Genomic DNA, 14824 nt, shown 5'->3' on the forward strand with positions numbered 1-14824 from the left:
CTCCCTCCTAATCATCACTTACGCAAACGGATGCGGATGTGGATTGAGTTGTTCGAACGTTAGCGATTGATTCGTATATCCGAGTTCCATTGGGACCCGTAATACTCTCTCTAGACCTGTTAAACGCGTAAGATGATGCCCAAATGTCATTGGCAACATTCCTGGAATGAGTACTTTCACACAATGTAATCCATTTCGCATTATTTCTGGAGTCGTCTGATCTACTACAATCACATCGAGGTTTAACTGGTGCAACATCTGAAGTATTTCGCTTAAATCATCTGTCAAATCTGCATATCTTGTTTTCTGTTTGAATGCCTCGGTAAATGTTTGTAGCGGACGATTCTTATCTAACAAAAACTGAAACCGCTCTTCTGCTTCTGGCAAACCGCATACCATAGGATGGTCAGGCATTTGCTTCACGAGCGAAGGATTGTGGAACATCTGTACATATTTTTTACGATTCGCCTCAAATTCCTTATCAAGTGTTAACATCATGCCAGCTAATTCATATATTGCACTTTTCGTTGCCCGTACTGGATCTAAATGAGCTCCAGCTGCACAGATAATATTTATTCCCTTCTCTTTTCTGTTTTTTGCCAGTGCCCAGACGCTTGGAATTCCGTGCTCCATTGTCGAGTTAAACAAATGTATATCATATCCCCCTACTGCACGCACGCGTTCTACCATCAACTGCAACTCTTGATCATGGACAGAAGAAAGATCAAGACGCGGGAGAGGAAGCTGAGCATACCAAGTTAACAAAAATGAATCGCGCTCAATTACTTCCAAAATGCCATAAAAAATCGCTTCTTCTAAACTGCCACCCAATGCACAACCATTGGAAGTCTCATAAACAAAACCATCTCTACCGCCTAAACTATAATAAGCAAGTAGTTCTGGAACTAAAATTGGACGTTCTTGCAAAAATGAATAACCCCATACCCAATTCATTGGACGATCTGGATGAAACGGTTTAAATGGAAAATTAGGTTGCATATATTGTTCCTTTGCATGTACACCCACTTCAAGGGGATTAAGTGCTTGATGAGCTAAATTGCGGAATGTGTCCTGAATAACTGTACGTTTCCCCCGAGGTTCTAGACCGCAATATCGTTCTAATCCTTCTAAAATAGCAGTTAATTCGCTAGTTGCATATGAATGGGTACGGCCAGCTGTTACTTCATTTCCAAAGAGAAACGGAAGATTTACAGTTACCTCGGCAAATGGAGGTGTAAGGTTATACATTTTAGCATTTAAAAACCCCGTTTCATAATCTAGATAATCCTTGGCTAATACTTTACTCAGTTCAGAGATTGAACGACAACGATAATCATTTATGTTAATCTTCGGGCTTGATTGCAATGAAATCTCGGCTAAATTTGATGAATCATTAGGTACTTGACTACAATTTGAGCATAAAGGATGAGGTAGAAAAAAATGATACGAGCTTTTCAATGTTTGTAAATTAACGAAAAACATGTGTCCTTCTGATCGTGCATGATCATCTTGTAAAATGCACCGCACTTCTTCTAGCAAAATATGCGTCATCTGTAATAATCCATTCCTTGATGCCCATGTGTCTCGGGGCATTTCCTTTTTTGTTGTTAGGCTCTGCAATATCTTCCACATCTCTTTAGAATCATTTCCTGCAAAAGTACGGCGTATATCTGTACATTGGGAACATCCTGGTGTGCCAGGACGAACTAGTGGACCGATTATTCCTTCTCCAAATGAAACGAAGGCTCGCAGCCAAGGAATATTTGTTGATTGAAGTATACTTTCTGCTTCTTTATGAAAAGAAGGATTCCAAGTATCGTGTAATACGAGAACTAAATCCGTTGTTGCGGGTATTTTTAGATCAAAGTCAGTGTGTTGATTGATTTCATATTGGACAGATAATTCTTCATATACGCGATTTGCCAATAGTCCCTCTCCAATAATTAAAATGGAAGCGCTCACCGGGATTCCTCCTCCCCCAATAATACCCCAAATATTCCTGCCAATTCCTCCTTCCAGACTTCTTCTAGCGTTATTTCAAATACGCAGAGCCGTTTTCCATTCTGTTTTAGCGTTTGTTCAGCAGATTGTAATATTTCTAAGTGTGTCTTGTCTTCGTAAGAAGAAATAACGAAATGTAATGGCGTTTTATCTGGTAATAAAACCGATGAAGGCTCTAATGCTTGTGATGTAAGACAATCATCACAATTTTGCGCTTCTATAAGCGCCTGCTGTAATGCATTTCGTAGTGCTATTGTTATATCGAATCCTACACTTCCGTACCAACGATTATTCGTGCCGACCCATATAACAGGAAAATCGAAAATAGGTTCTCCAAAAGCGATTGTAGGTGTTCCTTGCAGAGTGGTAAGTGCTTGTAAATAAAAGCGACAGTGCTCATCTTCTATTGCGTCTAATTCTACCCGAGAAACAGCAATATTTTGGCTCATCTGTCTTTTATGAAATTCTTCATTCAAACACTTTTGTAATCCTCGTAAAACACATTCTGGAATTGTTTTTCCGGTTCCAATTCCTACAACATTCTGTGAATCTGTCATATTTCTCTTTATTTGCGGATGTTCGGAAAGTTTTGAAACAAGTAAGCTAGCCATTTGTGACATATAAGCCTCAACTCCGGCTAATCCAGCTTCGTACCTTGCTTCCATATGTGTTAAACCTGTACAAATCATATCTGGTAATAATTCAGCAGGTCCTTCTGACAGCGGATCAACCGTTTGAATGCGACATTGAGCCAATGGCAGCTGTTTCAAGTCCCCTGCTTCCCAAATATGAAAAATCCCTGCTTCTTTTGATACAAGGTAATTCAAGTTCAGAATAGATTCATCCAATTCATTTTTATTTGCGTTCTGTTTGATTCTTGTATGGAAATCTCGAACCCATTCGATTTCCACTCTCTCAGTTACTAAAGGATGAGGTAAAAAGGAATGCCAGTTTCCTTCTAACGTTTCCGAATTTAGCAGAAAAAATTGATTCGTTTGCGTGGGTTTTGTTACATCAGTAACATTTTTAAACAGTTCAAATACAACTACATTTGCTAACATTGCTTCTGTTGTAGAAGAAAAAGTGTGTTCTTGAGAAACTTTAGAAAATGCAGACTTGTGTATACGTCGCCAAGCTGATTCCCAGCAAGCATCACTTTCTGGGTGTACGAGTGGCCCGGCTAATCCGACCCCTTGCATATATATGGCAGGGATGAATATCTTTTTTTCTTCTTTACAAATGGAATGAAGAATTTTTACTTTCTCTATGTCTTCTTCTTGTGTTACATACAAAATTGTATGAAATGGTTGCAAAGCCCTTTTTAAAATATTTACTTTTTCTTTTTGTGGAAAAATCTCTTCGACCCTCACCTCGGGGTCTGTTTTTTGGGCATGTTCTATTAATTCTTTTATTCGTCTTTGATTGGTTGATACTGGGTCAGTAATCATCATATGAAATTTCGGTAACCCAGATTCAAGTAATGCGGAAATAAGAGAAACAAAAAAAGAACCAGCGCCAACAACTAATACTTTCGTTTGGCGATAAGATTGAAAACGATATGCACCTGAAACGCCTGAGTTATCTAAAAATTCAATCTGAGATGCGTATTTTTGGAGAATGTTTTCTGGTAATTGGTGTGGATGATCTTGACTTATATCTGTTGCAAATTCATTTTGGTACAGTATTTCTGCTATTTCAAATACTCGCTTTCGATATGGCTCAGATAAGCCATCCGTCAAATTTCCTAATGTGTATTCTCCATTGAACATTGGTATCAGTTTTTCAATCCATTGGTTGATAGAATTCCCTTCCATTCGGAATGAACTAGCATTATTTCTAAAATACACTTCTCCTTTTGGATCAGAGAGAAAAAAAGTATCTCTTTTCATTTTTAAACGTGTAGAAGCGTTTAATTTTGTCATTGTACTCCTCCTTCTCTGTTCATTGTTCTTGAATGAGCAGGATAACTTCCGTCATAACAATTTTATGTATACTATTTTTTCTTATGTCAAATGGAAAAGTGAAGAACGGTTCAAGAAAAGTATTTCTACAACAAAAATCATGTAGCAACACTTTTCTTGAAGTAAAATTCCCGTTAACAAATCAGTATTAAATAAACCAGAACAACGAGCATCCGAAGCAACCACCGCAACCACCGCATCCAAAGCATCCAAAGCATCCAAATCCTCCGCAACGGCCAAATCCTCCGCAACGGCCAAATCCTCCGCAACGACGAGTATAGTCCTCATCAACATAGTATGGATAAGGAATTTGGCTATCCCAGTATACGACATTTCCAGTTTGATAATCATTCAGATTTAACGCTTGTAATTCATGTTGAAAATTATTCATTTCATAACCCCCATGTAAATAATTAGCAAGCCATAATAAAAATACGTCCTGTAATAGATAAGACATAGGAATTAAATAATGCATACTCCGTCCACGCAGAATCCGCCACCACAACCGCCGCATCCGCCACAACCGCCGCATCCGCCACATCCAAATCCAAATCCAAGGCATCCAAAGCATCCAAAGCAACGGAATCCGCAACGGCCAAATCCTCCACAACGACCGAATCCTCCGCAACGGAATCCTCCGCAACGACCACATCCTCCGCAACGACGAGTATAGTCCTCATCAATATAGTATGGATAAGGAATTTGGCTATCCCAGTACACAACATTTCCAGTTTGATAATCATTCAGATTTAACGTTTGTAGTTCTTGTTGAAAATTATTCATTTCATAACCCCCATATATATTTTTAACGAGCCATAATGAAAATACGTCCCGCAATAAGTAAGACGATAAATTATTGTGAATGCACTCTTCAACAAAGTATGACCTATAATTAGGGATTGTAACTTGTTCAAATGCCTAATTTGGGGTTATATAAAATAATCATAGTTCTAGGCTTGTGAATACAAAAATCCCTCAAAAATTCAAAATATAAATATATCAATATACAAAACAAGTATGAAAGAATGAAAGATATAACTGTAAAAGAGGATGTATATATTTCTATATTTTTCATTCCCTGGACGTTTTTTGACAAAAGAAAAACACGCAGTCTATGCGTGTTCTCAAACTTATAATTTCATTAACAATGTTTTTATTTCGTATTGCTCTAAGCACCAATTATATTTATCTATAATCTTTTTAGGAACCGCAGCTAAATCTACTACTTCTTGATATCCATGATTACTATAAAAAGGTTTTAAATGTTCAAATGGAATACAATATACATTTTGAATTTGAAGGTTCCGAGCTTCTTTAATAAGAAATGCAACGATACTATCAGCAATCTTCTTTCCTCTATAGTCTTCTAACGTATATATTCCACCCATTTCAAAGATGTTTTCATCAACTTTTACTAATCTTCCTAAGCCGGCTTTTTGACCATTATAATACGCAATTCCGATCTCTTCATTGTCTAAATGTGATGGCACAAAATTAATCTTTTCATATTGAAAATTAACCCATTGCATATCATCTAAGTTAGCTTTCTGTATATATAGCATTTGCTTTCTCTCCTTGATATAAAGTGAAACTTCCATCTTTGTTACTCTACATTTTGATTTATTGACTGATGTGCTGCAACGCTTACTTTAACACTTTTAATCGGTAAAAATGTTCCGATACATGCAATACATGCGCAGCCAGCAAAGACAAATGGTAATGTATTAACGGCTAAAAATGATAGTGTTCCGAAAATAGCAAGATCTAATATCGAATCTAGAATAGATAGTAACGAAATCGTTGTTGCTCGTACATGAGACGGTATAATGTCATTACTAAGCTGCGAATAAATCGGATATCGAATTGTGCGTACGAACCGTAAAATAAAGAACGCTCCTAATACGACCCACAGTTTATTTCCATAAAACGTTGATAAAAGCAACCCGCCAACAGCTAAACCACCTGTTACATTCATTAATACTATACGTGAGAATTTGCTAGTAAGCCATCCGATTGATATCGAAGAAAAATATCCAAGGATGGCAGCTAAAGCGTACATAATACCAATTGCAAATACAGGAAGGCCTGCATTCGTGAACAATGGTTGGTTAAATGTATCATAAACTGCACTTGCCGGAATGAATACAAGAGAGACATTTAAAAACATAACAAGTAATTGTGGTGCCTCACGAATAACCTTTATTCCTTCGATTACTTGTGAAAAAGACTCTTCTCGGTAAGATGACAGTTTCTTTGGACTTTTAATAAAAAGTAATAAAACAAGTTCTATCAGATGAAATAATATTCCGAGTATAATTAAAAATGTAAATTGTTCTTCACGTAAATCTTTAGCGAAATACGAACCGAAGATTACTGCGATTAACATTGAAATGAAGCCTGCTGATTGGATTTTCCCTATTGCTTTATCCATTAGATCGTGCTCATTTGTTTCCTTTAATGATTCATAAATTAACGCTTCGTCTGCGCCAGAGAAAAATGTAACCGAAAAACCGTTCAATAAACTATATAAACAAAATAACCATAGATTATCTGCAAATAATAAGATAGAAATACTAAAAGTTTTTATGATAGATCCTGTCAAAAATGATAATTTCGCACCGAATCGATCAGCAAAAATACCTGTTGGTAATTCTCCAACAAGTACAGCTCCACTCCAACACATGAGTACAATAAATATATTTGCTGCCGTTAATCCTCTTTCCATATAAAAAAGTGTCATTACCGGCTGCAAAAAACTTATCGTTCCAAAAAACTGTACCCAAAATAAAATTCCAATGTTATGTGACGCGATAGTTTGTTTCTTCAATTATTCTCCTACTTTCTACCATTCGTTTTTTATGATGATTTTAGAAGTAGGAGTGTTATCTTGCGCTAGTTGATATTCACTCCTCTTCCTTCATTTGAAAATGTTTTTAGTGTTTTTTGCATGTTAATTCCTCCTTCAATATAGATAACTTCATTATAACAATCTTCTTAATATTAAATAAACTTATTTTTAATATTGAGAAGATTGTACGAATATGTAAAGTGGTATATAATAGAAAACAATAAATGATTATTTTAGGTATTCCTAAAATAAAGGAGCGATACATATGAAAATTACTATTTATTTTGGAAGCCATGAAGATCAAGATGTACGTACAATGGATTGTCATTTAGACGTTGAAGATGCAGAAGAAATTACATCCATTTCTTAATATAAATATACATAATTCATAAGGGGTGATTAATCGCCCCTTTTCTTAATTTAGATGCCTTTTTGAGGCATCTTTTTATTTATCCCGCTATTCGTGGACAGTAAGAGCACCATCCCAAAGTTCAAGATAGGTGGGGATAACTGCTGGCATGCGCCCGATTGGTGAGAGCTTTCCAGTTGGGGAAAAAACCCACTGATGGAAGTTTCACTTTATTTTTGAAGATAAAACATTTACTTTTTAACCAGTAAATAGTACAATATAAACATAAGAACAAATGTTCGTTTCATACTCCCTCTCCCCTATCGGATGGGTATTAGGAAGGAAGGATTACATTGACTCAAAATAAACGCAGAGGAAGAAAAAAGCATACTCCTACCATTTCAAATACAGGCTTTATTGGCTCTGTGTTTATCGATACATTGGAATTACAAAAAAAATCATATTATTTTTCCCGTAAACGACTACATATTGCACATCATGTATTAGATGGTCTTGTACAAGCAACAAGTTCTCTTTTTGCTGAACATAATGTTGCTGCCTATTTATCATGCGTGTATTTACATAAACAAAAGAAAATCGGTTTCGTTCTTTCTACGAAACCTTTTAAAGAGTCTGAAGGCGTTGCTTATTTTAAAAATTACTTAATTGAAAAGAATTTTTACAATGGAAAGATAGAAGAGATAGATTACCAAGAAATTTTTAATACTGGTTTTATTGGGGTTGTTTTTGCAGACTTATCTAGCATTGATCGCTTTAATTTTGAATTTGAAATGAGTCTTTTATCAAAGTTAATGAAAGACATGATTATTCCAGTTAAAGAGTTATTTTTACGTAATAAAATCCCCGCCTATATTTCTACGGTTGAATTGGAAGAACAAAATAAAATGGGATTTGTTTTATCTGCGAAGCCATACGATGAGCGTGCTGAAGCTGATTTGTATTTTGAGATGTATTTGAAAGAACGTGGTTTATATGTTGGTGATGAAGAAGAGGACATTGACAAGATTGTGATTCGAAAAAAAGTTGAGATATTATAGTAAAAAGGATGGCTAATATGTTGTTAGCCATCCTTTTTGTTATAAACTATTTAAAGTTTTCATTTTCTAATATCACAACATCTTCATTTGTTAGTCTTCCGGCTTGTTTCGTATATTCTACAAGCCTGATAATATTATTACAGGCTTGTTTTGCGCCGACAACTAATAATGGTACACCAATAAAATCGATTTTTAATCTTCTTGAAAATAAACCACCAAATGTCATAGCGATTGGAACAGTTGGTGATGTATTAGAGAATACAATTTTTTCATGGTTTTGATATCGATCTTGTAATAGTACACTTAAATTTTTTAAAGCTGGAACGACAACTTTAGATGCACCGTGGCCAACCGTATAAACAGGATTTCCATTTTCATCTCGTCCATGAAAAATAATTTTCCCCATATCAGAGGTTTTTAATTTATTGAAATAATCAACGTTTAATATTTCATCTTTGGTTAATTTTCGATTAGTAGGCAGCTTTTTCAGATGGTACGCTGCTGCTAATGAAGTTGTATGTGTTCCGCCATAGTCAGTATAGATATAGATCATACTATCATCCTTTAAATTGATGTATATTATTACTAGTATGACCATTTATCTGTATACTAAACTTTTTCCAAATAGCATAAGCTCCGATTTCAGATAAAATCAATTGTCAGATCATTAAATTGTGTGATTGTACTTAGATAACAACGGAATTCGTTTTGTTATTTTAGCATAAATTAGAAACAATAGATGTGCCAAAGGCTCTATTTTACTTGTATATTTAATGACTAAAGTACTTGTTAGGAAAGTTAAAACGGCTCCTCCGATAATATCTGCTGGATAATGTACACCAACATAAATACGTGAAATCCCAACCAATATAGCCCAAAGTAAAGCGATATTTTTCCAAGCTTCTCCACGTAAAAGCATTGTAAATGCGATAGAAAATACAAGTACAGCATGATCACTTACAAACGAAGAATCATTAGCATGTGGTACTAATTGGTGTACATGGTATGTGATAAATGGTCGTGGATGATAATATACTAAGTGAATCACAGCATTTAAAAGTAATGCTATACCAAGAGAAAGAACCATATACAAAGCTGTATATTGCTTACGAATAGCGTCTTCTTTTTGTTTGTTGCTAAACCATAAAGAAAGCAGGAAAATAATTGCAACAAAGGGTGCGCTCTTTGTAATGAATATCATTCCTTTATCTAGAAAAGTAGACGACCCTGCCCAGCTATTGATCCAGTGAAATATTGTGTAATTCATATCAGTTCTCCTTACTTAATTAAACATGTTATCAATTATTGTTGATTTACACATTATACACTAGCTATATGAAATACTCTTTAATTTTTTCTCATCTTTTTCTCATTTTTCTTCTGTATCTTAAAAAATTCTATGCTAGTCCTTTATAAATAAAAGCGGAAGATATATGAGATATCTTCCGCTTTTATTATATATTTTTTACACAATAAAACGATAAAGTAACCTTTGTTCCTTTTTGTTCTTTACTGTCTATCATGATACGTCCATTGTATTTTTCTGTAAGGCGCTTTGCAATGGAAAGACCTAATCCATTACCACCTTGTTTCCGGCTTCTTGCTTTATCAACTCGATAAAAACGATTGAGTACATATGGTAGGTCAGATTCAGGTATTCCGACTCCATGATCTGTAATGATGATTTTAATTTTATCTTCTTCTACTTCACTTTGTAAACAAATGTGTTTTTCATGTTCTTTTGCATATTTTATAGCATTATCTAGTACGATGACTAAAATTTGTTCGAGATAAGAAGAAGGAATAGAAACATATGCATGATTCGCATGTAACTGTCTATCGAATTGAAAGTCAGCATGCAACAATTCGAAATTTTGTGTGACTTGTTCTATTACTGAATTTACATGTACAGGCTCGGCTGCAACAGGATATATTTGTTCAGATTCTGCTCGAGATAATTCTAATAACTCTGATACAAGCTTATTGAGACGATCCACTTCTTTTAAACTCGAATTCAGAGATTTTTGCAAGACATCAGGATCGTCTTTTCCCCAACGATTTAACATTGACAGATGTCCTTGTATAATCGCAAGTGGTGTGCGTAATTCATGGGATGCATCTTCAACAAATTGTTTTTGTTGCATGAAGGAAGTTTCTAAATTGTCCATCAGCTCATTAAAAAGTAATCCGAGCTTGGCAAATTCATCGTTATTTTCGTGAATCGGCACTCTTTCTTTTAAACCATTTGTCTTTATTTTATTCATCGTATCTGTAATAGCTTGAACACTTAATAAAAGTTGCTTTGCAAGAATTGTACCGCCTAAAAAGCTAAGTAATAATCCGCCGATGCCAGCAGCTATCATAACGAGAAAAATCAGCTTCATCAAATGATCGAAAGCTTCGAAATTTTGCCCAACTTCAATTGTGCCAGTAAATGTAGGTGTTTTAATAGGCATACGCTGCACAAGTACCTTATCTTCAAGATGCCTTGTCATAGAGGTTTCTGATTGATCGACATTCATTGGAACAACCCAGTTCGGATTAAAATCGCGGGAAACAGTGACAAGTGCTTTTCCTTTTGCATCCAAAATTCGAATCATTTGATTTTTATCATTTATACTTGCAAGAAACTCTTTGCTATTTTCAATCGTATTTGCTGTGTGATTTGTATTTTCATTATTGAAATAGGCTTCTATTTCTTTTACTTGCCTATCAATTTGTTTTTTTTCATAATTAAGCGTCCAATGGTCAATAATAACATACTGTAAAATATTATATAAAAAGAACAAGATAAATAATAATGTACTTGACCATAGTGTTAATTTCCATTTTATAGGAAGATTTCGGATGTGATTTTTTAATTGCTTCATCATCGCATCACATACCCTACGCCTCTGACAGTTTGAATATAAGTTTCTTTGTCTTGGCTACTCAATTTATTACGTAAATACCGAACATATACATCTACTATATTTGTCTCGACAACTGCATTGTATCCCCATACTTGCTCCAAAAGCATCTCTCTCGTCAATACACGATTAATATTTTTCATAAACATCATAAGTAACTCGAATTCTTTATTTGTTAATTCAATAATTTCTTCGATTTTGTGCAACGTGCGAGATTCTACATCGAGTTCTAAATCTTTAAATCTTAAAAGGAGTTTATTTTTATGTTCCTTTTTTTGATTCCGCCTCAAGATTACACGCATTCTTGCTAATAATTCTTCAATGGCAAAAGGCTTTGGTAAATAATCATCTGCGCCGCTATCTAATCCAGTTACACGATCCATTATACTATCACGAGCTGTTAGCATAATAATAGGCGTCTCTTTTGTTGCACGTAAACGGCGACATACTTCTATTCCATTAAGGCCAGGAAGCATTAAATCAAGAAGAATAATGTCATAATTATGATGAAGAGCAGTTTCTAATCCTTTTCGCCCATCATACACAACATCTACTGCATATCCTTCATATTTTAGTTCTAACTCTAAAAATTCTGCTAAACTTTCTTCATCTTCGATAATTAAAATACGTTGCAATACTATCACTCCTATACGTTAAGGTGAATGAGTAATCCAATCCCAAATATAATGGCAACAATTTGATGAGCTTTTCGATACTTTATATATTTTTTCTTATCTTTTAGTTTGTGTAATAGAATCCCTACTATCGCAACAAGAATTAATCCTATCAAGGTGAAAATTCCACTATAAATCCGAATCATGTGACGGCTACCTACCATTAAAAAATATATCCCATGACAAGTAGCAACTGAAAAAACTGCATATCCGATGAACATATGATATTGCTTTAGTAACATATAAAGTTCTTTTGTGTATTTCGCAACCGTTATTTTCCTTTTATGAAAATATAACCAAATATTACGAAATAACCATAAAGAACCTGCTGCAATCGCTCCGTATTCTGCCAAAGAACCAAGATTTTTATTCAGACCTTTTAATACTATTTGATCTCCTACCATGAAATCCAACACTAATATTGTAACACTAAATGCAATAATACAAGACCCTATAATTTTTATAGATAAATGAAAAATTTGATTGAATAGACTTCTTGACATTTCCATCTCCTTCTCTCAACGATTATGTAAAGTGATTGTTCATTTATATTTTAACCATAAAAAAAGAAAAGACCGTGAAAGAAAGATTAAAATTAGATGAGAAAGTGTATAATTGATTCTTAAAGAAGATACTGAATTTAGCAATTCTCTGTTTAGCTTTCTTAAATAGAAGTTTTACTTTATAAGTAAGTTGTTTTAAAATATTGCTCTGTTAAAAAGTGTTGTTGAATTTCTTGTTAAATTAACTGATAAGTTAGTTTAACAAGACAAAAAATAAAAAAAAATAGAGATAAAATAATCTCTATTTTTTTTCATCAGATTTATTATAAGAGCCATACCATTCCCTCTAAAGACTACTTAAATGGAAATTTAGAATGTTCAACAAATGATCGGAAATCATCTGTATTAGCAATAATTTCACCCCACTGCATAAAATCTTCGTCAGATAATTTCCATGTGTGTTTCTTCGTATCATGGCGTACGACAGCAAAATTATGTTTATCAGTAGAATAGATTTTAAAACCATTCTTTTTACAGCTGTCTATAAAGAAATAATCTTCAGCTCTATTTACTTTTTCAAATTGAACTTTTTTGAATACTTCTTTTTTGAAAATTAGAGTAGCTCCTGCCACAGAATCAGTGAAGGCTTTTTCTGTATTTGATACCAACATCAAGGCTTTTTTATTCTTAAAATAAACATAATAAGAGCTTTTACCTAAAACAGAAATTTCTTTATTTTTAAATTCGGGCATTGCATGAGCTAAGTAGTATGCACCATAGTAATCATCATCATCAAATTTGGCTATATAATTATATTTAGATTTTTCTACTCCAAAATTTAAACAATCGCCTAACGTTGCCTGTTCATGTAGTTGATACACACGGACATTACGAAATTCGAAAGCCTTTTTTTTCCATTTATCTAGATTCATAGTATCCTTATTTAAAATAATAATTAATTCTTTATCTTTCCACACTTGCTGTTCATAGTTTCTAAAAACATTTTCTATATACTCCTCTCTAATTGTACAAGTAATGATTGAAACCATTTTCTTTTTCACTCCTAACATAATATAGATACCTTAGACGAAGAAAGGGTATAAAATACACATTAAAATTCCACAATCTATTTTAGGAAACCCTCTTTATTTTGATTTTTTGTCAACAATTTTCGTCAAGATATAAATTAAATTGTTGTATTTTTTTAACTCTTTTATTTTATCCATATCAGATAAAAGTTCATTTTTCTCTTCCAAGTCAAAACCTGCTGCATTCAATATGTTAATATGTCGAATATCAACCTTTAACAAGAGTACAATAGTTTCTAGAATCGCAGTGAACTTTTTTTGAAAAGATAGTAAATCATTTGGGTGATTTTGAACGAGTAACTTATATTCACCTAATACTTTGTTCATCGTTAATAAATCTGTAATTCGAGCAAGCTCTAAGCCTAGGATAAGAATGTCCACATCAGGATGTTTTAGGGTAAATAAGTGGTAATTTGCTATCGCTTCTTTCCATCTGTTCTCTCCGATAGGATGCTCTTGATGATAAGCTATAACTGTCTTACTAACTAAATATTTAGCCCCAGCCTTATATAAGCGGTATCCTAGCTCCCAGTCTTCATAACCATAATTTATAAAATCTTCGTCGAATGGACCGACTTGTTCAATTAATTTTTTACGTAAGGAAACATTTCCGGTTAAAAATGCCATCCACGGGAACTGAAATCCATTTAACTGCGCATCAAAATTTTTTAGTATTGTATTATACCAATATGTTGAAGGGGTCTTAACTTTTAATTCTCTATAAAGCCTGGTATCTATATCTTTTCTTTCTAATAACGGATAGGAAGCAGTAATATTGGAATGCTTAAAATTTTCAAGTCGATTGTAGAGTACTTGGTTATTTTTTGTCTTAGTGTATATTTCTTTTATTTGTTCTTGATTAAATTCTGGGAATATACAAGAATATACGGCGTTATAGTGCATACCTCCTGATAAAACCAAGTTATCCGTTAATTGATGATGTTTAAAATGATTTTCAACGAATTCAGGCTCTACAATCATTTCTGCATCTAAAAATATAAGAACTTTTCCTCTCGAATATTCAATCCCAATATTCCGAACTTTCGCTCTACCAAGATTTTGTTTACATCTAAAATACCTAAGATGATAAGAAAAATGATGCTTTCGTATCATTTGTAAGGTTTGATCAGTTGAAGCATCATCAATAAAGAGGACTTCCATTTTCGAAAGGTCGAAGGTTTGATTATTTAAAGAGTATAAAGTTAATAAATTTAGCGGGTATTTATTATAGGAAGGAATGATAATACTTACTTCTATACCATGATCTTTATTTAGATCCATCTTATTTTGACTAGGGGTATTTAACTTTTTTTTATCCATATAGTTAAATTCTTCACTCTCCATTTCTATTCTCTTTCCTTTTCAAACTACTAATAGTTAATGCGAAAAAAAGAGTAAAAGATTGGACAACCTCACTAGGTAAAAGCGCTTTT

Annotated in this window: 14 protein-coding genes; 1 reads left to right on the forward strand and 13 read right to left on the reverse strand. The window is 33.8% G+C overall.

Going from position 1 to position 14824, the window contains the following annotated elements:
- Window positions 1-18: 18 nt before the first annotated feature.
- The 6 genes from ACFQZ1_RS24175 to ACFQZ1_RS24200 all read right to left on the reverse strand — a co-directional run bounded on the left by ACFQZ1_RS24175 (window position 19) and on the right by ACFQZ1_RS24200 (window position 6789).
- Window positions 19-1962, reverse strand: a complete 1944-nt coding sequence (locus ACFQZ1_RS24175) for a TOMM precursor leader peptide-binding protein (protein WP_377884702.1) — start codon at window positions 1960-1962, stop codon at window positions 19-21.
- Window positions 1959-3923 (reverse strand): putative thiazole-containing bacteriocin maturation protein, encoded by a 1965-nt coding sequence (locus ACFQZ1_RS24180; RefSeq protein ID WP_377884703.1) that lies wholly within the window; start codon window positions 3921-3923, stop codon window positions 1959-1961. The genes ACFQZ1_RS24175 and ACFQZ1_RS24180 overlap by 4 nt, the downstream gene beginning before the upstream one ends.
- 187 nt (window positions 3924-4110) lie before the next feature.
- Entirely contained in the window at window positions 4111-4353 is a 243-nt protein-coding gene (locus ACFQZ1_RS24185; RefSeq protein ID WP_377884704.1) for a heterocycloanthracin/sonorensin family bacteriocin, read from the reverse strand.
- Window positions 4354-4424: 71 nt separating this feature from the next.
- Complete coding sequence (locus tag ACFQZ1_RS24190) at window positions 4425-4745, reverse strand: heterocycloanthracin/sonorensin family bacteriocin (RefSeq protein WP_377884705.1); 321 nt, start codon at window positions 4743-4745, stop codon at window positions 4425-4427.
- A 347-nt stretch (window positions 4746-5092) separates the two neighbouring features.
- Window positions 5093-5524, reverse strand: coding sequence for a GNAT family N-acetyltransferase (locus ACFQZ1_RS24195; protein WP_377884706.1), 432 nt, complete (start codon window positions 5522-5524; stop codon window positions 5093-5095).
- A 41-nt stretch (window positions 5525-5565) separates the two neighbouring features.
- Window positions 5566-6789, reverse strand: coding sequence for an MFS transporter (locus ACFQZ1_RS24200; RefSeq protein ID WP_377884707.1), 1224 nt, complete (start codon window positions 6787-6789; stop codon window positions 5566-5568).
- Window positions 6790-7512: 723 nt separating this feature from the next.
- Between ACFQZ1_RS24200 and ACFQZ1_RS24205 the strand changes: the two genes are divergently transcribed.
- Window positions 7513-8217, forward strand: a complete 705-nt coding sequence (locus ACFQZ1_RS24205) for a hypothetical protein (protein ID WP_377884708.1) — start codon at window positions 7513-7515, stop codon at window positions 8215-8217.
- Window positions 8218-8263: 46 nt separating this feature from the next.
- Here ACFQZ1_RS24205 and ACFQZ1_RS24210 read toward each other — a convergent pair whose 3' ends face one another.
- The 7 genes from ACFQZ1_RS24210 to ACFQZ1_RS24240 form a co-directional block, all read right to left on the reverse strand.
- Complete coding sequence (locus ACFQZ1_RS24210) at window positions 8264-8770, reverse strand: DUF3189 family protein (RefSeq protein ID WP_377884709.1); 507 nt, start codon at window positions 8768-8770, stop codon at window positions 8264-8266.
- 114 nt (window positions 8771-8884) lie between these two features.
- Window positions 8885-9484, reverse strand: coding sequence for an undecaprenyl-diphosphatase (locus tag ACFQZ1_RS24215; protein WP_377884710.1), 600 nt, complete (start codon window positions 9482-9484; stop codon window positions 8885-8887).
- A 187-nt stretch (window positions 9485-9671) separates the two neighbouring features.
- On the reverse strand, window positions 9672-11090 hold the full coding sequence (locus tag ACFQZ1_RS24220) for a HAMP domain-containing sensor histidine kinase (RefSeq protein WP_377884711.1): 1419 nt from the start codon (window positions 11088-11090) through the stop codon (window positions 9672-9674).
- On the reverse strand, window positions 11087-11761 hold the full coding sequence (locus ACFQZ1_RS24225; protein WP_377884712.1) for a response regulator transcription factor: 675 nt from the start codon (window positions 11759-11761) through the stop codon (window positions 11087-11089). Before ACFQZ1_RS24225 ends, ACFQZ1_RS24220 begins: the two co-directional genes overlap by 4 nt.
- Before the next feature lie 11 nt (window positions 11762-11772).
- Window positions 11773-12303, reverse strand: coding sequence for a hypothetical protein (locus ACFQZ1_RS24230; protein ID WP_377884713.1), 531 nt, complete (start codon window positions 12301-12303; stop codon window positions 11773-11775).
- Between the two features lie 353 nt (window positions 12304-12656).
- A complete protein-coding gene (locus ACFQZ1_RS24235) occupies window positions 12657-13352 on the reverse strand; it encodes a glycosyltransferase family 2 protein (RefSeq protein WP_377884714.1) in 696 nt (231 codons plus the stop codon).
- 96 nt (window positions 13353-13448) lie between these two features.
- Window positions 13449-14735 carry a glycosyltransferase family 2 protein gene (locus ACFQZ1_RS24240; protein WP_377884715.1) on the reverse strand — a complete coding sequence of 429 codons (1287 nt, stop codon included), beginning with the start codon at window positions 14733-14735 and terminating at the stop codon, window positions 13449-13451.
- Window positions 14736-14824: the final 89 nt, after the last annotated feature.

This window comes from Bacillus sp. CGMCC 1.60114, assembly GCF_042676365.1.
GTDB lineage: Bacteria > Bacillota > Bacilli > Bacillales > Bacillaceae_G > Bacillus_A > Bacillus_A rhizoplanae_A.